General features: G+C 74.2%; 17 protein-coding genes. 6 read left to right on the top strand and 11 right to left on the bottom strand.

All coding sequences use genetic code 11. The annotated features are described in order from the left end of the window. The first annotated feature begins 185 nt into the window (after nt 1-185). Nucleotides 186-1,889 carry a 2,3-epoxybenzoyl-CoA dihydrolase gene (boxC, locus tag LWC35_RS02015; protein WP_232868125.1) on the top strand — a complete coding sequence of 568 codons (1,704 nt, stop codon included), beginning with the start codon at nt 186-188 and terminating at the stop codon, nt 1,887-1,889. Nucleotides 1,890-1,893: 4 nt separating this feature from the next. Then, complete coding sequence (boxB, locus tag LWC35_RS02010; protein ID WP_232868124.1) at nt 1,894-3,303, top strand: benzoyl-CoA 2,3-epoxidase subunit BoxB; 1,410 nt, start codon at nt 1,894-1,896, stop codon at nt 3,301-3,303. Nucleotides 3,304-3,398: 95 nt separating this feature from the next. Here boxB and LWC35_RS02005 read toward each other — a convergent pair whose 3' ends face one another. Then, on the bottom strand, nt 3,399-4,211 hold the full coding sequence (locus tag LWC35_RS02005) for a crotonase/enoyl-CoA hydratase family protein (RefSeq protein WP_232868123.1): 813 nt from the start codon (nt 4,209-4,211) through the stop codon (nt 3,399-3,401). Nucleotides 4,212-4,232: 21 nt separating this feature from the next. Next, the gene (locus tag LWC35_RS02000; protein ID WP_232868122.1) at nt 4,233-4,850 is read right to left on the bottom strand and encodes a TetR/AcrR family transcriptional regulator; all 618 of its coding nucleotides are present in this window, start codon (nt 4,848-4,850) and stop codon (nt 4,233-4,235) included. A 100-nt stretch (nt 4,851-4,950) separates the two neighbouring features. Between LWC35_RS02000 and LWC35_RS01995 the strand changes: the two genes are divergently transcribed. Then, on the top strand, nt 4,951-8,208 hold the full coding sequence (locus tag LWC35_RS01995; protein ID WP_232868121.1) for an ATP-binding protein: 3,258 nt from the start codon (nt 4,951-4,953) through the stop codon (nt 8,206-8,208). A 29-nt stretch (nt 8,209-8,237) separates the two neighbouring features. Here LWC35_RS01995 and LWC35_RS01990 read toward each other — a convergent pair whose 3' ends face one another. Then, nucleotides 8,238-8,897: a hemerythrin domain-containing protein gene (locus LWC35_RS01990; RefSeq protein WP_232868120.1), complete on the bottom strand. Its 660-nt coding sequence runs from the start codon at nt 8,895-8,897 to the stop codon at nt 8,238-8,240. Between the two features lie 177 nt (nt 8,898-9,074). On the opposite strand from LWC35_RS01990, the gene LWC35_RS01985 reads away from it, so the two are divergent. Together LWC35_RS01985 and LWC35_RS01980 are read left to right on the top strand one after the other, a co-directional pair. Beyond that, nucleotides 9,075-9,869, top strand: a complete 795-nt coding sequence (locus LWC35_RS01985; RefSeq protein ID WP_232868119.1) for an IclR family transcriptional regulator — start codon at nt 9,075-9,077, stop codon at nt 9,867-9,869. A 32-nt stretch (nt 9,870-9,901) separates the two neighbouring features. After that, a complete protein-coding gene (locus LWC35_RS01980; RefSeq protein WP_232868118.1) occupies nt 9,902-11,077 on the top strand; it encodes a 4-hydroxybenzoate 3-monooxygenase in 1,176 nt (391 codons plus the stop codon). Between the two features lie 49 nt (nt 11,078-11,126). On the opposite strand, the gene LWC35_RS01975 is transcribed toward LWC35_RS01980, so the two are convergent. Then, a complete protein-coding gene (locus tag LWC35_RS01975; RefSeq protein ID WP_308194437.1) occupies nt 11,127-11,960 on the bottom strand; it encodes an SDR family oxidoreductase in 834 nt (277 codons plus the stop codon). A gap of 53 nt (nt 11,961-12,013) precedes the next feature. After that, nucleotides 12,014-12,382, bottom strand: coding sequence for a VOC family protein (locus LWC35_RS01970; RefSeq protein ID WP_232868117.1), 369 nt, complete (start codon nt 12,380-12,382; stop codon nt 12,014-12,016). A 115-nt stretch (nt 12,383-12,497) separates the two neighbouring features. On the opposite strand from LWC35_RS01970, the gene LWC35_RS01965 reads away from it, so the two are divergent. Then, nucleotides 12,498-13,271: an LLM class F420-dependent oxidoreductase gene (locus LWC35_RS01965; protein ID WP_232868116.1), complete on the top strand. Its 774-nt coding sequence runs from the start codon at nt 12,498-12,500 to the stop codon at nt 13,269-13,271. Nucleotides 13,272-13,289: 18 nt separating this feature from the next. On the opposite strand, the gene LWC35_RS01960 is transcribed toward LWC35_RS01965, so the two are convergent. From LWC35_RS01960 to LWC35_RS01935, 6 genes are all read right to left on the bottom strand, one after another. Continuing rightward, on the bottom strand, nt 13,290-14,348 hold the full coding sequence (locus LWC35_RS01960; RefSeq protein ID WP_308194436.1) for a 5-methyltetrahydropteroyltriglutamate--homocysteine methyltransferase: 1,059 nt from the start codon (nt 14,346-14,348) through the stop codon (nt 13,290-13,292). Beyond that, nucleotides 14,345-15,307: a quinone oxidoreductase family protein gene (locus tag LWC35_RS01955; RefSeq protein ID WP_232868115.1), complete on the bottom strand. Its 963-nt coding sequence runs from the start codon at nt 15,305-15,307 to the stop codon at nt 14,345-14,347. The genes LWC35_RS01960 and LWC35_RS01955 overlap by 4 nt, the downstream gene beginning before the upstream one ends. A gap of 34 nt (nt 15,308-15,341) precedes the next feature. Beyond that, nucleotides 15,342-16,202 (bottom strand): dioxygenase family protein, encoded by an 861-nt coding sequence (locus tag LWC35_RS01950; RefSeq protein WP_232868114.1) that lies wholly within the window; start codon nt 16,200-16,202, stop codon nt 15,342-15,344. A 35-nt stretch (nt 16,203-16,237) separates the two neighbouring features. Beyond that, complete coding sequence (locus LWC35_RS01945) at nt 16,238-17,047, bottom strand: citryl-CoA lyase (protein ID WP_232868113.1); 810 nt, start codon at nt 17,045-17,047, stop codon at nt 16,238-16,240. Continuing rightward, entirely contained in the window at nt 17,040-18,203 is a 1,164-nt protein-coding gene (locus LWC35_RS01940) for a CaiB/BaiF CoA transferase family protein (protein ID WP_232868112.1), read from the bottom strand. The genes LWC35_RS01945 and LWC35_RS01940 overlap by 8 nt, the downstream gene beginning before the upstream one ends. Before the next feature lie 80 nt (nt 18,204-18,283). Beyond that, nucleotides 18,284-19,102: an IclR family transcriptional regulator domain-containing protein gene (locus LWC35_RS01935; protein ID WP_232868111.1), complete on the bottom strand. Its 819-nt coding sequence runs from the start codon at nt 19,100-19,102 to the stop codon at nt 18,284-18,286. Nucleotides 19,103-19,272: the final 170 nt, after the last annotated feature.

The following is a 19,272-nucleotide window of genomic DNA, read 5'->3' as shown; positions in this document are numbered from 1 at the left end:
GATCTCCTTCGCCGGAGGTGTCGGAGGTGCCGGAGGTGCCGCCCGCCCCGTCCGGGCCGCGCGGGGCCTCCGCGGCGATCGACGTTCCACAGATCGTTGACGCTAAGCCTCAGTGTTGTAGAGTGTCGGGTGCCACCGCACGAGGTATCCCTTCCCGACCTGCAGCGACGACAGGAGGCCCCGGAATGAGCGACCCGTCCGATCCGGCCGGCGAGGAACAGGTCCCGGAGGTCTCCTTCGCCACGTCCCCGGCGGAGTACCGGCACTGGAGGCTCGACGTCGACGGTGAGGTCGCCACGCTGACCCTCGACGTCGACGAGACGGCGGGCATCGTGCCGGGCTACGAGCTGAAGATGAACTCGTACGACCTGGGCGTGGACATCGAGCTCTACGACGCCACGCAGCGGCTGCGGTTCGAGCACCCTGGCGTGCGCGCGGTGGTGGTGACCAGCGCGAAGGACAAGAACTTCTGTGCTGGCGCGAACATCCGGATGCTCGCGCAGTCGAGCCACCCGTGGAAGGTGAACTTCTGCAAGTTCACCAACGAGACGCGCAACGGGATCGAGGACGCCACCGAGAACTCGAATCAGACCTGGATCGCGGCGGTCAACGGCACCGCGGCCGGCGGTGGCTACGAGCTGGCCCTGGCCTGCGAGCAGATCCTGCTGATCGACGACAACTCGTCGGCGGTGTCGCTGCCCGAGGTCCCGTTGCTGGGCGTGCTGCCGGGCACCGGCGGGCTGACCCGGGTCACGGACAAGCGGAAGGTGCGCAAGGACCGGGCGGACGTGTTCGCCACCCGCGCCGAGGGGATCCGCGGCAAACAGGCCGTGGAGTGGAAGCTCGTCGACGAGACGATCCCGAAGCGGGTCTGGGCCGAGACGGTCGCCGAGCGGGCGAAGGCGGCGGCCGCCGCGTCGTCGCGCCCCACGGACGCGCAGGGTGTCGCGCTGCCGCCGCTGGAGCCGACGGTGACGGCGGACGGAATCACGTACCGGCACGTCAAGGCCGAGTTCGAGCGCGGGCGCGGGCTGGTGGAGATCACCGTGTCCGGCCCGGACGGCGGCGTGCCGGAGTCCCTGGAGCGGGTGCACGAGCTGGGCGAGGCGTTCTGGCCGCTGGCCATGACCCGGGAGCTCGACGACCTGATCCTGCGGTTGCGGTCGAACGAGCTCGAGCTGGGCACCTGGGTGATCCGGACGCGCGGCGAGGTCGAGGACGCGCTGGCCTTCGAGCGGCTCATCGCCGAGCACTCGGGCGACGACTGGCTGGTCAACGAGATCCGGCACTACTTCAAGCGGGTGCTCAAGCGGCTCGACGTGACCTCCCGGTCGTTGATCGCGCTGATCGAGCCCGGGTCCTGCTCCGCCGGGGCGCTGCTGGAGCTGGCGCTGGCCTGCGACCGGCAGTACATGCTCGACGGCACGCTGGACGAGGACGACTCGGAACAGGGTGACGAGGCCCAGATCATGCTGTCCGCCAGCAACTTCGGGACCTTCCCGATGGGCAACGGCCTCTCCCGGCTGGCCAGCAGGTTCTGGGGGGACGCGGACCACGTGACCAAGCTGCGGCAGGAGACCGACCGGCGGATCGAGGCCCGGGAGGCCCTCGAGCTGGGCCTGGTCACCGACGCCCCGGACGACATCGACTGGGAGGACGAGATCCGGATCATGCTGGAGGAGCGGGCGTCCTTGTCCCCGGACGCGCTGACCGGGATGGAGGCCAACCACCGGTTCGTCGGCCCGGAGACGATGGAGACGCGGATCTTCGGGCGGCTGACCGCCTGGCAGAACTGGATCTTCGTGCGGCCCAACGCCTCCGGCCCGGAGGGGGCGTTGCGCCGCTACGGCACGGGACGCAAGGCGGAGTTCGACAGGAAGCGGGTCTGAGGCAATGTCGATCGACTACAGCGAGAAGATCCCCAACAACGTCGATCTCGCGGGTGACCGGAAGCTGCAGCGGGCGCTGGAGTCCTGGCAGCCCAACTTCCTCAACTGGTGGAAGACGATGGGCCCCGCCGTCCCCACCCAGGACGTCTACTTGCGCACGGCGGTCGACGTCGGCAAGGAGGGCTGGGCGCAGTTCGGGCACGTCGCCATGGAGGAGTACCGGTGGGGCGTGTTCCTCGCCGAGCGCGGCGACGACCGGCGGATCGCCTTCGGCGAGCAGAAGGGCGAGCCGGTCTGGCAGCAGGTCCCCGGTGAGTACCGCGCCGACCTGCAGCGGCTGATCGTGATCCAGGGCGACACCGAGCCGGCCTCGGTGGAGCAGCAGCGCCGCCTCGGCGAGACCGCGCCCTCGCTGTACGACCTGCGCAACCTCTTCCAGGTCAACGTGGAGGAGGGCCGGCACCTCTGGGCGATGGTCTACCTGCTGCACGCCTACTTCGGGCGCAACGGCCGCGAGGAGGCCGAGGCGCTGCTGCAGCGCAACTCCGGCGACCTGGACTCCCCGCGCATCCTCGGGGCGTTCAACGAGGAGACGCCGGACTGGCTGTCGTTCTACATGTTCACCTACTTCACCGACCGGGACGGCAAGTACCAGCTCGGCACGCTGAAGGAGTCCGCCTTCGACCCGCTCTCGCGCACCTGCGAGTTCATGTTGAAGGAGGAGGCGCACCACATGTTCGTGGGCACCACCGGCATCGACCGGGTGGTCACGCGGACCTGCGAGCTGATGCACGAGCACGACACCTCCGACGTCGCCCCGCACGGCGGCATCCCGCTGGACGTGATCCAGAAGTACATCAACTTCCACTACTCGGTGTCGCTGGACCTGTTCGGCTCCGAGCAGTCCACGAACGCGGCCAACTACTTCACCGCCGGGCTCAAGGGCCGCTGGCAGGAGGAGCGCCGCCGCGACGACCACAAGCTCACCGAGGACGCCTTCACCATCGACACGGTCAAGGACGGCCGGATGAGCACCGACGAGGTGTCGGCGCTGCTGGCGCTCAACCTCGACCTGCGCAACGAGTACGTCAAGGACTGCCAGTCCGGGCTCAAGCGCTGGAACCGGATCCTGGCCAAGAACGGCTTCGCCGAGTCGCTGTACCTGCCGCACGTCGGCTTCAACCGGCAGGTCGGGCTGTTCTCCGAGTACCACGTCACGCCCTCGGGGGAGGTGGTCGGCGCGGACGCGTGGAAGGCCAAGGAGGACTCCTGGCTGCCCAGCGCCGGCGACAAGGCCCACGTGCAGAACCTGATGCGCCCGGTCTACGAGCCCGGCAAGATCGCCGGCTGGATCGCCCCGCCGACCAACGGCATCAACGGCCAGCCCTTCGACTACGAGTACGTCCACTTCTGATCCCGTGGGGGCGGCGGCCGCCGCCCGTCACAGGGGGCGCGGGCGTCCCACACCCCCTCGGGTGTCCGGGTGGCGGTATCCGGGTTCGCCGAGGTCTAGTCGCGGTAGACGGCGGGGCGGCGCTCCCTGGCCGCGGCCAGGGCTTCGTCGAGGTCGGCCGAGACCAGCATCCCCGCGTTCCAGGTGGCGACCTGGTCCAGCGCGTCGGCCACGGTGTGGTCGCGCGCGTAGGTGATGGCGTGCTTGGTGCCGCGCAGCGCCAGGGGCGGCTTGGCGGCGAGCGACGCGGCCAGCTCGGCGACCCCGACCGCGAGGGCCTCGGCGTCGGGGTACACGCCGTTGACCAGCCGGAGGCCGAACGCCTCGCCGCCGCCGACGGTCCGGCCCGTGTAGGCGAGCTCGCGGGTCACGCCCTCGCCGACGATCCGCGGCAGCCGCTGCAGGACGCCGACGTCGGCCACCACGGCCATGTCGATCTCCTTGATCACGAACCGGGCGTCCTCGGTGCTGTAGCGCAGGTCGCAGGCCGAGGCCAGGTCCATTCCCGCGCCCACGCAGGCCCCGTGCACGGCCGCGACCACCGGGACGCGGCACCGCTCGACGCCGGTGATCACGTCCTGCAGGTCCAGGATCGTGCGGCGCAGGGTTTCCGCCGCCCGGCCCGCGCAGTCCGCCGACGCGCCCGCCCGGAGGCTGCCGAGCATCTCCAGGTCGATGCCCGCGCAGAAGTGCTTCCCGTTCCCCGAGAGCACGATCACGCGGACGGTCGGGTCCTCGTCGAGCGCGTCGACCGCCGCGCGCAGCTCCGACCACATCGCCCGGTTCAGCGCGTTGGCCTGCGCCGGCCGGTCGAGCCGCAGGTGCGCGACGCCGTCTTTCGCCTCGACGGCGATCGTCTCGAACTCCATGGTGTCCTCTCGCGGTACCGGTCAGGACCGACCGTCGGTGAGCATCTGTCGTGCGGTGCGCTTCCACAGCTCCAGGTGCGGGTCCGTGGTGGGGTCGCGCGGGTCGATCGCGTAGGTCAGTGCCACGCCGCGCATGCTGGTGAACAGCAGCTCCCGCACGTCGTCGAACGCCGGATGGGTCGAGTGGACCGGCCCGAACAGGGCGGCCACCACGTGCTGGATCGCCAGGCCCAGCCGGCGCTCCTCGGGCAGGAGCTCGGCACGCAGGGTCTCGTCCGTGCGGGCGGCCGTCCACAGCTCCATCGCGGCCCAGAAGTAGGGCTGGCGGAAGGTGCTCCAGAGCAGCTCCACCGCCCGGTCGATGCGCTCGGCGCCGCTCTCCGTGGCGTGCGGCCAGCTCTCCATGTCCGTGATCCGCTCGACGGCGAGGTGCTGTGCGGCGGCGACGAGCAGGGCCGAGCGGGACGGGAAGTGGTGCAGCAACCGGCCGCGGGAGACCCCGGCGCGCTCCTGGATGGTCACGGTGGTGGCGCCGGAGTAGCCGTCCTCCACCAGGCTGCGGACCGCGGCGTCGAGGATCAGGGCGTGGCTGCTGGCCCGCCGCTCGCCCTGGGTGCGACGCGGGGTCGGTGCGGCCATGCCCGGGAGGGTAGTCGGCCCGGGCCGGGTTTCCCGGCACCACCGACTGTTTTCCTGCCCGATCTGGGCGGATCGGCGAAGATCGGGTTGACTGGGCGCCGTGGTGGTCCGGGTCGCGGTGCTCGGCCCGGTGCGGGCCGAGGTTGCCGGCGTGCCCGTCGACCTGGGCGGGCCGCGGCAGCGCGCCGTGCTGGCCCGGCTCGCCGTGGCCGGCGGCGAGGTCGTCTCCACCGACCTGCTCGTCGACGACCTGTGGCGCGGCGAGCCCCCGCCGCGGGCGCTGGGCGCACTCCAGGTCCATGTCTCGCACCTGCGGCGGGTGCTCGAACCGCACCGGCGGCCCCGCACCCCGGCGTCGGTGCTGGTCAGCGAGCCGCCGGGGTACGCCCTGCGGCTGCCGGCCGACGGCCTGGACTCCCGCCGCGTCGGCGCGCTGCTCGACGCCGCCGCCGTCGCCCCGCCGGACCGGGCGGAGGAGCTGCTGGCCGAGGCGTTGCGCTCCTGGTCCGGGCCCGCCTTCGCCGAGTTCGCCGACGAGCGGTGGGCCGCCCCGGAGGCCGCCCGCCTGGGCGAGCTGCGCCTGGTCGCGACCGAGCGGCTCGCCGAGGCGCGGCTGGCGCGCGGCCGCGCCGCCGACGTCGTACCCGACCTCGAGGTCCTGCTGCGCGACCACCCGCTGCGCGAGAACGCGGTCCGGCTGCTCGCGCTCGCCCTCTACCGCACCGGCCGCCAGGCGGACGCGCTCGGGGTGCTGGCCCGGGCGCGGGCCCGGCTGGCCGAGGAGCTGGGCGTCGACCCGGGGCCGGAGCTGCGGGCGTTGGAGCAGGACGTCCTCACCCAGGCCGAGCACGTCCGGCCGGCACCGCGCCCGGTCGCGGCGGAGTCCGGGCCGGCCATCGTGGGCCGCACCGCCGAGCTGCAGCGGCTGCTTTCCGCGGCCGAGCGGGCCCGGTCCGGTGTCGCCGTCGTGCTCGTCGAGGCCGACGCGGGCGGCGGCAAGTCCGCCCTGGTCGAGGCGTTCCGGGCGAGGCTGTCCGGCTGGACGACGGCGCTCGGGCGGTGCCCCGAGGTCGACGGCGCCCCACCCGGCTGGGCCTGGACGGAGCTGGTCGAGGAGCTGGCCCGGGCCGTGCCGGTGCCGGACGACCTGGCCGCACGGCTGGCCCCGCTGCGCGCGGCCGGGCCCGGCCGCGCGGCGGTCGGCGAGACGTTCTGGCTGTCGCGGGCGGTCGTCGAGCTGGTCGGCGGCGCCGCGGCGGGCGGGCCCGTGCTGCTCGTGCTCGACGACCTGCACCGGGCCGAGGACGAGACGTTGCAGCTGCTCCGGGCGGTCGTCGGCGGGCTCGGGGCGGCGCCCGTGCTCGTCGTCGGGACCCTGCGGCCGGCCGAGGTCGGCCCGGACCTCGCGGCCACCCTGGCGGCCCTCGCCGGGCCGGTCGCCGACCGCATCACGCTGGCCGGGCTGACCGGGTCCGAGGTGCGCGCGCTGCTGACCCGCCAGGGCGTCGCCGACCCCGCCGAGCACACGGTCGCGCTGGTCACCGCCCGCACGGACGGCAACCCGCTGTTCGTCCGCGAGACCGCCCGCCTGATCGCGGTGGAGGGGCCCGCGGCCGCGGCCGACGCGATCCCCGCCGGGGTGCGGGACGTCCTGCGCCGCCGGGTCGCGCGGCTGCCCGCGCAGGCCCGCACCGTGCTGGGCCAGGCCGCGGTGCTCGGGCGCGAGGTCGACATCGACACCCTGGTGCGGCTGTCCGTCGGGGCGGGCGGGACCGAGGACGGGGTGCTCGACGCCCTCGAGCTGGGCGTGCTCGCGGGCCTGCTGACCGAGCCGGCACCCGGGCGGGTCCGGTTCGCGCACGCCCTCGTGCGGGACACGCTCGACGCCGACCTGCCCCGCCTGCGGCGGACCCGGCTGCACGCGGCCGCGCTGGCCGCCGTCGAGGCCGGTGCCGCCGATCCCGCGGCCCTCGCCCGGCACGCGCTCGAGGCGGGTCCGGCCGTGCCGCCGGCGATCGCGCTCCGGCACGTGGAGGCCGCGGCGCACGAGGCCGCGGGATTCGGGGCGCACCGCGACGCCGCCCGGCTCTGGGCCGCCGCGGTCGGCCTGGCCGGCCCGGCGGGTGTCGGCGTCGAGCACGAGGTCGGGCTGCGCTGCGGGCACGTCTCCGCGCTGGCGCACGCCGGCCAGGTCGCGGCCGCCGTGCGCGCCCGCCGCGCCGCGGTCGACCGGGCACGCGGCACCGCCTCCCTCGTCGCGGCGCTGACCAGCTACGACGCGCCGGTCTCCTGGACGATCCGGCAGGACGTCGCCGTCGACACGGACCTCGTGGGCCTGCTCGACGGTGCCCTCGCCGACAGCCACCTCGACCCGGCGACCCGCTGCAGGCTGCTCGTCGCCCTGACCTTCGAGCTGGAGACCCACGACGACGTCCGGGTCGGGGAGCTGACGGCCGAGGCCATGGAGCTGTCGGCCGGACTCGGCGACCCGTTGCTGCGCTGCCGGGTCCTCAACGCCCGCTCCTTCGCCGCGCTCGGCCCCGACCTCCGGCACGAGCTGGCGGGAGTGGGGCACGAGCTGCTGGAGACCGCCGAGCGGGCCGGGCTGGCGGGCTACCGCTCCGAGGGCCACCACCTGCTCTTCATGCTCGCCTGCGAACGCTTCGACCTCGACGCCGCGCAACGGCACGCCGACGCCGCCATCGCCGCCGCGTCGGGCGGGCAGCTGGGCGTGACGCTCGCCTGGGCGGCGATCTTCGCCGCGCTGCGCGCCGTCGTCGTCGGGGACTTCGCGAGCGCCGAGCAGGGGTACGCGGCGGTGCAGGCCGCGATGGAGAGCGTCGGCGCGATCAACGCCGACACGCTCGGGCTGTTCTGCCTCTTCGGCGTCCGGCACGCGCAGGGCAGGCTCGCGGAGCTGGCCCCGGCCTTCGCGGCGTTGCAGGCCCGGATCCCCGACAGCGTCAGCGACCCCACCGCCCGGGCGTTGATCGCGGCCGGGCGCATCGAGGAGGCCCGTGCGGTCTGGCGGCCCGACCTGCACCCGCCGCGGACCTACTACTGGCTGCTGTTCATGGGGCTGCGCGCCGAGGTCGCCGTTGCGCTGGGCGACCGGGCGGCCGCGGCGGCCTGCCTGGCCGAGCTGGAGCCGTGGGCCGACCAGCTGGCCGGCCTCGCCAGCGGCACGGTCACGCTCGGCCCGGTCGCGCAGCACCTCGGCGAGCTCGGTGGGGTGCTGGACCGGCCGGTGGCCGAGCGGCGCGCCCACTTCGCGCACGCCCTCGCGATCGCGCGCCGGCTCGGCTCGCCGCACTGGGAGGAGCGGGCGGCCGAGGCCCTCGCCGCGCTCGAGCGCTGACGCCGCCTGCGCGGCTCATCGGGGCCGCTTCACCCGGTGCCGAAGACGAGGCGGACCCGCCGGGCGTGCCGGGGGCGGAGCAGCGCGAGCAGGAGCACCAGCGGCGCGCCGGCCTCCGCCTTGATCGCGGCGAGCTCCTCCGGGGTGCTGACCTCGGCCATCCGGGGCAGCACGAAGCCCGTCGGCGGGCCGCCCTTGCGGATCGCCTTCTCCATCTCCTGCCAGTCCGCGGCCGCGACGTAGCGCTCGATCACCGGGAAGAGCTCGGCCTCCTCGTTCTCGATGTGCTCGTCGAGCTCGTCGCGCACCCGGGCGAGGGCGTCGGCGAGGACGGCGGCGCGTTCCGGGTAGATCGGGGCGTCGAGGAACCCGGCGGCGGCGCGGCGCAGACGGTCGAGCAGCGGGTCGAGTGCGCGGTGGTCGTCGGACAGCACGGTGAGGTCCACGGCCGTGCCGGCGCTGCGCTCGATCAGCGGCCAGGTCAGCTCGTCCTCGACGGTGTGGTGATGGTGGATCTCGTCGGCCAGCGTGGTCACCCAGCGGGTGAGGGCCTTCGCGCGCCGGGCGTCGCAGGGCTCGCCGGCGGCCAGGCGCTCCGCGGTGGCGGTCAGCCGGTGCAGGTCGCCGCGCATGATGCGGTGCGCCAGGCGCATGCCCAGCAGGTCGGGGGAGGTGGCGGGGACGGTCATCGCTTCTCCTTCTCGGGGGATGCCTCACCCTGCGCCGGCCCGCTTAAGCGGGACCTGTCGCCGACTTGTCGGCCCACTTGTCGCGGGTCGCGGCCCGGGGAGCGGAGGGCGCGACCCGCGGGAGCCCAGAGCGCGGCTCGCGGGTGTGGCGATTCCGCTCAGTGGGAGGATCGGGCGGTGGCGGGCAATCTCTCGACCCCCGGGGCCAGCGTGGCGTCGCGGGTGTTCGCGCTGCTCGGGGCGTTCGACGCCGAGCACCGGGCGCTGTCGCTGACCGCGCTGGCCGAGCGGGCCGGGCTGCCGCTCGCCACCGCGCACCGGTTGGCGGGCGAGCTCGTCGGGCTGGGCGGGCTGGAGCGCCGCGGCGACCGGTACGTCGTCGGACGGCGGGTGTGGGACCTCGGGCTGCTCGCGCCCGTGCAGGCGGAGCTGCGGCAGGTCGCCGCCCCCTTCCTGCACGACCTGTACGCCGCCACGCACGCCACGGTGCACCTCGCCGAGCGTGCGGGCGCCGAGGTCCTCTACCTCGACCGGCTCTCGGGCCGGGCGACGGTGCCCGTGGTCAGCCGGGTCGGCGGGCGGCTCCCGCTGCACACGACGGGTGTCGGCAAGGTGCTGCTCGCCCACGCCCCGGACGACGTGCAGCGGGCCGTGCTCGCCGCCCTCCCGCGCGTCACGCCGTACACGATCACCCAGCCCGGCCGGCTGTGCGAGCAGCTGCGCCGGGTGCACCGCGAGGGGTTCGCGCAGACGGTCGAGGAGATGAGCCTCGGTGCCTGCTCCGTCGCGGTCCCGGTGCGCGGGCCGGACGGGGAGGTCGTGGCCGCGCTCGGGCTCGTCGTGCCCGACCTGCGGCGCGGCCGCGCGCGGCTGGTCACGGCCCTCCAGGTCGCCGCGGCCGGCATCGGGCGCTCGCTCCCCGCCGAGTCGTCTTCCCCGGGCGAGCTTCCACTGAGTGAAAGCTCGCGCTAGGCGGTGAGCGGCCGGGCGGCCACACTCCTCGCATGCGCACCCAGGTCGCCATCGTCGGCGCCGGCCCCGCCGGGCTCCTGCTGTCCCACCTGCTCGACCGCGCGGGCGTCGAGTCCGTGATCGTCGAGACCCGTTCCCGCGAGTACGTCGAGGCCCGGATCCGGGCGGGGATCCTCGAGCACTCGACCGTGCAGCTGCTGCACGAGGTGGGGCTGGGGGAGCGGCTGGCCCGCGAGGGCGACGAGCACCGCGGCATCCACCTCCAGTGGCCCGGCGAGCGCCACCACCTCGACTTCGTCGACCTCGTGGGCCGCAGCGTCACCGTCTACGGGCAGACCGAGGTGACCAAGGACCTCGGGAGGGCGCGCGCGGCCGCGGGCCAGGAGATCCGGTACGAGGTCACCGACACCGCGGTGCACGACCTGGAGACCGAGCAGCCGTACGTCACCTTCACCGGCCCGGACGGCACGGCCGAGCGCCTCGACGCCGACGTGGTCGTGGGCTGCGACGGTTCCTTCGGCCCCTCGCGTGCCGCCGTGCCGGACTCGGTCAAGCAGACCTGGGAGCGCGTCTACCCGTACTCCTGGCTCGGCATCCTCGCCGACGTCGCACCCTCGACCGACGAGCTGATCTACGCCTGGCACCCGGACGGCTTCGCGCTGCACTCCATGCGGTCGGAGACCGTCTCCCGGCTCTACCTGCAGGTCCCGAACGGCACCGACATCGCCGAGTGGTCCGACGACCGGATCTGGGACGCGCTGGGCACCCGGCTCGGGCACGGCCAGGACGGCTGGACGCTGAACCCCGGCCCCGTCACCGAGAAGTCCGTGCTGCCGATGCGCAGCTTCGTGCAGCAGCCCATGCGGCACGGGCGGCTGTTCCTCGCCGGCGACGCCGCCCACATCGTGCCGCCCACCGGCGCGAAGGGGCTGAACCTCGCCGTGGCCGACGTCGCGTTGCTCGCCCCGGCCCTGGCCGCACTGCTGCGCGACAAGGACCCGGCCCTCGCCGACGCCTACTCGGACACCGCCCTGCGCCGGGTCTGGCGCTGCACCCACTTCTCCTGGTGGATGACGACGATGCTGCACCGGTCCGGCGACCCGTTCGACGCGCAACTGCAGCTCTCGCAGCTGCGCTGGGTGGCGAGCAGCGAGGCCGGGAGGACCGGCCTCGCCGAGAACTACGCCGGTCTGCCCATCGGCTTCTGACGCGGCTGTGTGCGGTCGGTGGTGCCGCGGCACCACCGACCATCCACGGTCAGCTCAGCTCGTCGACGAAGAAGTCGAGCTCGGGGTCGTCGCCGCCGCCGTAGCGGGTGAAGTCGGTGACCCCGGTCTCGCGCAGGATCTGCACGTCGATGAAGGTCTCGCCGCTGCGCTCCGGCGGCAGGGACAGGACGGCGACGGCGGCGTCGGCCATGATCTCCGGATCGCGCGAGCGGTCCACCGTGTCCGTGCCGCCGAGCAGGTTCTGCACCGCCGCGGTCTTGATCGCGGTCTCGGGCCACAGGCAGTTCGCGGCGATGCCGGCGTCGGCGAACTCGGCGGCCCAGCCCAGCGTCAGGATCGTCATCCCGAACTTCGACAGCGCGTAGGCCGGGAACCTCCCCAGCCAGTGCGGTGCCATCGTGACGGGCGGGGAGAGGGTGAGCACCCGCGGCCGGTCGGACTTGCGCAGGTGCGGGAGGGCCGCTTTGAACAGCAGGAACGTGCCGCGCGAGTTGATCTGCTGCATCAGGTCGTAGCGCTTGACGCTGAGCTCCTCGGTACCGGTGAGGTTCAGCGCCGAGGCGTTGTTGACCACGATGTCGATCCCGCCGAACCGCTCGACGGCCTGCGCGGCGGCGCGCTCGACGTCCTCCTCGTTCCGGACGTCGCCGACCACGGCGAGGGCCTGTCCGCCGGCCTGCTCGATCTCGGCGACGGCGGTGTGCACCGTGCCGGGCAGCCGCGGGTCGGGCTGGTCGGTCTTGGCCAGGATCACGACGTTGGCACCGCGCCGGCCGGCGGCGACGGCGATGGCCAGCCCGATGCCGCGGCTGCCGCCGGACATCAGGATCGTGCGGCCGGCCAGGGTGTCCTGCTCGGTCACGGGCTCCTCCTCTGCGCTGGGGTCGCCCGGACAGTAACAGTCAGACCTGACCGCTACTGGGTGATCTGCACCACGACGAGCACGTTCCCGTCCGGATCGCGCAGCGTGAACATGGGCGGGGCGTGGTCGCCCATGCGCAGCACCTCCGCGTCGACGTCGACGCCACGCCCGCGCAGCTCGGCGTGCGCCGCGTCGGCGTCGGGAGTGGCCAGCCGGACCGCCGTGCCCAGCCCGCCGGCCGCGGGCTCGCGGGCGACCAGCGCGATCGAGGTCGCCGAGCCGGCCGGGGCGACCTCGATCCAGCGGCCCTCGCCGAACGGGGCGTCCAGCCGCTTCTCGAGGCCGAGCGCCCCGACGTAGAACTCCAGCGCCTCGTCCTGGTCGCGCACGGTGAGCGCCACGGTGTGGATGCCGCTGATCATGGTGTCCTCCTCGGGTCGACGGGCGGTGGACCGCGCCCGGCGCCGGAACTCATCGGCCCGGAGAACTCACCCGCCCGGGGATGTCCGTCCGCAAGATCGGGAGCACGATGGCGGCATGACCGCTCCCGTCCGCATCGGACTGCAGCTGCAGCCCCAGCACGCCGACTACGGCCGCATCCGCGACACCCTGCTCGCCGCCGAGGAGGCGGGCGCCGACGTCGTCTTCAACTGGGACCACTTCTTCCCGCTCTACGGCGACCCCGACGGCAAGCACTTCGAGTGCTGGACCATGCTCGGCGCCTGGGCCGAGACCACCAGCCGCGTCGAGATCGGCGCGCTCGTCACGTGCAACTCGTACCGCAACCCCGAGCTCCTGGCCGATATGGCCCGCACGGTCGACCACATCTCGCACGGCAGGCTCATCCTCGGGATCGGGTCCGGCTGGTTCGAGAAGGACTACGACGAGTACGGCTACGACTTCAAGACCGCCGGCCGCCGGCTCGACGACCTCGGTGCGGCCCTGCCCCGCATCCGGGACCGCTGGTCGAAGCTCAACCCGGGCCCCACCCGCGACATCCCGATCCTCATCGGCGGCGGCGGGGAGAGGAAGACCCTGCGCCACACCGCCGAGCACGCCACGATCTGGCACGGCTTCGGCGACGCCGACACCGTCCGGCACAAGTGCTCCGTGCTCGACGGGCACTGCCGCGACATCGGCCGGGACCCGGCAGAGATCACCCGGTCCTGCGGCGTGCAGGCGCCGCCCGGCGAGACCGCCCAGGAGCTCCTCGACGCCGGGGTCTCCCTGTTCACCGTGGGCGTGGGCGGGCCGGACCACGACCTCTCGCTGCTCGAGGAGTGGATCGCCTGGCGCGACGCGCGGGACTGAGCCGGGCCCGGGTCGCGGTCACGCGAGCTCCTCGCGCAGCAGGGCCGCGGCGCCCGCCATCGCCCGCATCTTCCCGACGGCCGAGTCGCGCGGCAGGTACTTCATCCCGCAGTCCGTGGCGATGACGATCTGCTCCGGCGGGAGGCGGTCGAAGGCGCGCCGCACCCGCCCCGCGACCGTCCCGACGGACTCCACCGCGTGGTCGGACAGGTCGATCACGCCGAGGAGGATCGTCTTGTCCTTCAGGTCTTCGAGCACCCCGAGGTCCAGCCCGGACTGCGCGGTCTCGATGGAGATCTGGTCGGCGGTGCAGCCGGCCAGCTCGGGCAGGAACGAGTAGCCCTCGGGCCGTTCGTGGATGATCGCCGCGTAGCCGAAGCACAGGTGCACGACGGTGGTGCCGGCCACGCCCTCGAGCGCGGCGTTCAGCGCGGCGAGCCCGTAGGCGCGGGCCGCGCCGGGACGGGCCTGGAGGTAGGGCTCGTCGATCTGGACGACGTCGGCGCCGGCCGCGAACAGGTCCTTGATCTCGGCGTTCACGGCGGCGGCGTAGCCCATCGCCGCGGACTCGAGGTCCGGGTAGTGGTCGTTCTGCGCCTGCTGGGACATGGTGAACGGACCCGGCACGGTCATCTTCACCGTGCGGTCCGTGTGCGCCTTCAGGAAGCGCAGGTCGTCGACCTGCACGGGGCGCGGTCGGGAGATCGGCCCGACGATCCGCGGCACCGGGTTGGGGTGCCCGCTGCGGTCCAGCGCCGTGCCCGGGTTGTCGACGTCGACGCCCTCGAGCGCCGTGGCGAAGTGGTTGGAGTAGCTCTCCCGCCGGATCTCCCCGTCGGTGACGATGTCGAGCCCGGCCTCCTCCTGCTCCCGGATCGCGACCCGGGTCGCGTCGTCCTGGGCCTCGGCGAGGTGCTCCGGCGGGATCCGCCAGAGCTCCCGGGCGCGGACCCGGGGCGGGAACCGGCCGGCCAGGCGGGCGCGGTCGATCAGCCACTCGGGCTGGGCGTAGCTGCCGACCAGGGACGTGGGCAGCAGCGGCAACATCTTCGGCACGTGCTCCTCCGGGACTGTCACGACGCGGACGGGTGTCGGACGACGAGCACGACCCGGCCCTCGGCGGCGCCCGCGGCCTGGCGTTCCCAGGCCGGGCCGGCGTCCGCGAGCGGGACGGTCTCGTGGGCGACGGTCAGCTGCTCCTGCCCGGCGAGGTACGCGACCGACTCGGCGCGCTCCTCGCGGGTCAGGGCGTTGTTGGTGTAGCCGAGCACCCGCAGGGACCGGCTGCGCAGCGTCGAGGAGTCGAGCGGGCTCGTCTCGCCGGCCGAGCTGCCCAGGTGGACGAGCCGCCCGCCCGTGCCGAGCGCCCGCGCCGCCGCGGCGGCGGGCACGCCGTAGAGCGGGTCGAGGACCAGGTCGGCTCGGCCGCCGGCGGCCTTCGTGAACCGGTCGGCCAGCTCCGCGACGTCGTCGGTGTCCAGCGCGACCACGGCGTCGGCCCCCGCCGCACGGGCCCGCTCCTGCGCCGCCGCCGACCGGGCGCCGGCCACGACCCGCGCCGCCCCGGCGAGGCGCGCGAGCTGCACCGCGGCCTGACCCACCACACCACCCGCGCCCAGCACGAGCACGGTCTCACCCTCCGCCAACCCGCCCGTGCCGGTCAGGGCCCGGTGGGCGGCGACCGCGGACAGGCCGAGCGCGGCCAGGCGGACCGGGTCGACGCCGGCGGGCAGGGGGACGAGATCGGCCTCGGGCACGCACGCGACCGCGGCCATGCTGCCGTCGCCCGGGGCCATCCCGGCCGAGGTCGGGAACCACACCGGGCGCCCGTCGACCGTGCCGACGCCCTGCACGCCCGGCACGTACGGGGTGTGCGGCACGCCGAAGTACGAGGTCCCGGAGGCGCACAGCAGGTCGAGCGGGGTGATCGGCGCGGCGAGGACGTCGACGAGGACCTGGCCGGCCCCGGCCTCGGGCGGCTCGCGGTCGGCGACCACGGGCGGTCGGCCGGGCTCGGGGATCAGGGCGGCGCGCACGGGCCGGTGTCCGTGTTCGCTCGGCGAGCTGCGCTCATGCGGGCTGCAGGCGGAAGTCGTACCGGGCCTCGAGCCAGGGCACCTCCGACTTGCCGCCGTCGGGCGTCGGGCCGGGCTCGCGCTCGACGAACGCCACCACCAGCTCCTGCTTCGTGCCGAACACCACGTCGCTGTCCAGGAACTCCGCGCCCTCCTGGAACAGGTGGGTGATCAGCGGGGCGTACCCGTCGACGGCGAGCAGGAAGTGCACGTGGGCGGGCCGGAAGTGGCTGATCTCGGTCCTCCGGATCAGATCGCCGACGGGCCCGTCCATCGGGATCGAGTAGCCCTTCGGCGCGATCGTGCGCACGCAGTAGGAGCCGTCCGCGCGGGTCCGGTACTTCGCCCGCAGCCGGGCCTCGTCGACGTCGGGCAGCTGGGCCTCGTAGACGCCGTCGGCGTCGGACTGCCAGACGTCGAGCACCGCGCCGCCGACGGGCGTCCCGTCGAGCGCCGTGACGGTGCCGCTGACGTAGAGCGGCGTGCCGGGCAGGCCGTCGGACATGTCGCCGCCGAAGTCCAGCTCGGGCGAGCCGTCGATGTGGAACGGACCGAGCACCGTCGCCGGGGTCGCGGCCGGGTCGAGCCGGTTGTTCATCTGCACGACCAGCATGGACAGCCCCAGCACGTCCGAGGCCAGGATGAACTCCTCGCGCTTCTCGTCGCTGATCTGCCCGGTCGCCGTCAGCCACTGCATCGCGGCCATCCACTCGGCCTCGGTCAGCCGGACCTCGCGGGCGAAGTCGTGCAGGTGCCGGACCAGGGCGGTGAGCACCTCGCGGGTGCGGGGATCACGTGCCGTGGCCCAGCGCTCGACCGCGAGGTCGGTGATGTTCTCCTCGGTGACCAGCTTCATCGCTGCCTCCCGCGTTCGTCAGAGGTCCCGCACCGTCAGGACGGTCGGTAGGGGTCCGGGTCGACCGGCCTGTTGTGGAGGTCGACGGACAGGAAGATGTCGTTGCCCACGGGGTGCCGGAGCTCCTCGGCGAGCTGGCCGATGAGCCCGGCGGTGCGGGCGAGCAGGGCGAAGCCGCGCAGCAGCTCCAGCGGCAGGCCCAGGTCGGCCAGCGCCGCGCCGCAGACGCCGGCGCCGTTGAGCGGGAGGGTCCTGCCCAGGACCTGCGGGTGGACGCGGCCGATCGCGGCGAACAGCTCCAGGTGCGGCCCGACCAGGTCCTCCTCGCGGGCGATCGCGTAGAGCCGGCGGGTGCGGGGGTCGCCGTCCTTGTGCACGTGGTGCCCCAGCCCGGGCACGAACCGCTTCGCCTCGCGCTGCTCCCGCACGATCTGCAGGGCGATCTCGTCCCAGCCCGACTCGTCCGCCGGCAGCCGGTCCGGCAGCCGCTCGTGCAGGAACCGCCCGCAGTCCTCGGTCACCCCGAGGAACCGCGACCCGCCGCCGAGCAGGCCCGCGGCGAGCGCGCCCTGGACGGAGTCCGGGGCGGACAGGTAGGTCAGGCGGGTGACGATCGCGGTCGGCGTGAAGCCGTGGTCGGCCAGCGCGGCCAGCACGGCCTCGAAGACCCGGGTCTCGCCCTTGCTCGGCCGGCGCTGGGTGGCCAGCCAGAAGGCGAGCTCGCCGAACCCGACCTGGCCCATGACGTCCTCGGCCAGGTCCTGGCCGAGCAGGGTGATCTTCTCCCGCGACGCCGCACCGAGCGCCGTCGGGTACTCGCGGACCGGTTCGTGCTGGTCAGGCATCCTCGCTCAGCCACTTCCTCAGTTCGGCGCCGTGCTCGTCGAGCTCCGGCGGGGGGAGCCGGTAGACCGCGGGCGTGGCGGAGAACCGGATCGGGTGCCGGGTGGTGGGCACCGCACGATCACCCTCCCCGACGGGGACGACGGGGTCGAGCCCGAACCGCTCGGCCATCGCGAAGCCGCCGTCGATGGTCTGGATCGGCCCTGACGGCACGCCGGCGGCGGTGAGCAGGTCGAACCACTCCACCGCGGTCCTCTGCCGCAGCCGCTCGACGAGGAGCGGCCGCAGCTCCTCGCGGTTCGCGGTGCGGTCGGCGTTGCGGGCGAAGCGCGGGTCGTCGGCCACCTCGGGGATGCCGAGCACGCCGCAGAGCTTGCGGAACTGGGGGTCGTTGGCGGCGGCGACGATCAGGTCGTCGTCGGCGGTCGGCAGCGGCTCGTAGGGGAAGACGCTGGGGTGGGCGTTGCCCATCCGGTAGGGCACGGTGCCGCTCGCGACCCAGGCGGAGCTGTGGTTGACCAGCCCGGTCAGCGCCGAGGACAGCAGGTTGACCTCCACGTGCTGGCCCTCGCCGGTGCGGTCCCGGTGGCGCAGCGCGGCGAGGATGCCGATGGCGGCGTGGTTGCCGGCCATGACGTCGAAGACGGAGATCCCGGCCCGGTAGGGCGGGCCGTCGGCGTCGCCGGTCAGGCTCATCAGTCCGGACATGGCCTGCACCATGAGGTCGTAGCCCGGCACGTCCTTGCCCGGGCCGGAGCCGAACCCGCTGATCGACGCGTAGACGACGCCGGGGTTCGACTCCCGGACACGGGCGTAGTCGAGCCCGAACCGGGCCATCCCGCCCGGCTTCAGGTTCTCGATCACGACGTCGGCGCGCCGGGCGAGCTCGCGGGCGGCGGCGAGGTCGGACTCGTCGCGCAGGTCCAGGGCGATCGACCGCTTCCCGCGGTTGATCCCCAGGAAGTAGGTCGACACGCCCTCGCGCACCGGCGGCATCCAGGTCCGGGTGTCGTCGCCGGCGGGGCCCTCGACCTTCACCACCTCGGCGCCCATGTCCGCCAACAGCATGGTGGCGTACGGCCCGGCGAGGATCCGGGAGAAGTCGGCCACCAGCAGCCCGGCGAGCGGGCCACCCGTCGTGGGAGCGGGCGTGGTCATCCGGATGCCCTCCTGCCCTCGTGTCCGCTGCACGGACATCCGTCCGCCGCTGAGGATTCTTCGTCCTGCCGCAGGCGGCGTCAAGCGGGTCGGGAGGAGCCCGGCACCGTCACGTGGGGCACGGTCTCGAGTCGCGCGAAGTCCGCGCTGATCTCGCCGGCCGTGTGCAGGAGCAGCGGCAGGTGGTGCTCGCGCAGGTACTCGACGGAGGTCTCCGCGGCGTGGCAGTTCACGTTCACGCCGGCGATCACCCGGCCCGACCCGTCGCGCAGCGGGGCCGCCACCGAGCGGATGCCGGGCGCGAGCTGCTCGTCCGTGAGTGCCCAGCCGCGGGCGCGCACCTCGCGCAGCACCGCGTCCCGCTCCGCGCGGTCGGGCTGCCAGCGCGGGACCAGGCCGGAGCGGGTGGGCTCGGCGAGCACGCGTTCCAGCTCGTCGGGCGGGAGGGCGGCGAGCTGGACCTTGCCCAGCGACGTCTGCAGCGCCGGGAAGCGCGTGCCGATCTGCACGGCCAGCGACACGATCTTCGGTACGGACACCCGTGCGACGTAGACGATGTCCGAGCCGTCGAGCCGGGCGATCGAGCAGGACTCGTTCGTCCGCTCGACCAGCCGCTCGAGGTGCGGGCGGGCGACCTCCCACAGCCCGGTCGACCGGACGTAGGCCACGCCCAGGTCCAGCACCCGCGGGGTGAGCGCGAAGCCGCGCTCCTCGGCACGGACGTACCCGAGCTCGGCGAGGGTGAGCAGGATCCGCCGGGCCGTCGGCCGGGCCAGGTCCGCGGCCGCGGCCACCTCGGCCAGCGACATCACGGGCCGGCCGGGGCGGAACGCGGTGATGACGTCGAGCCCCCGGGCCAGGGCCTCGATGAAGTCCGGACCCGTTCCCTCGCGTGGCATGCGTCCCCCCGTCCCGCCGAGTGCGGCGCCCACCGTAGCCCGGCCGCGTCCGCCCGCCGGACGGCGCGGTCCCGGGGCGGCCCGCGGCCCGGGACCGGGGCGACCGACGGTGATTGACACCGCCCACGGGCTCGACCACAGTAGCCCGCACACGGTGCTGACCGACAGGC

It is taken from the genome of Pseudonocardia kujensis (genome assembly GCF_021283305.1).
Classification (GTDB): Bacteria; Actinomycetota; Actinomycetes; order Mycobacteriales; family Pseudonocardiaceae; genus Pseudonocardia; species Pseudonocardia kujensis.
Note: the sequence above shows the minus strand (reverse complement) of the source record. Positions and strands in the feature narration are given on the sequence as shown.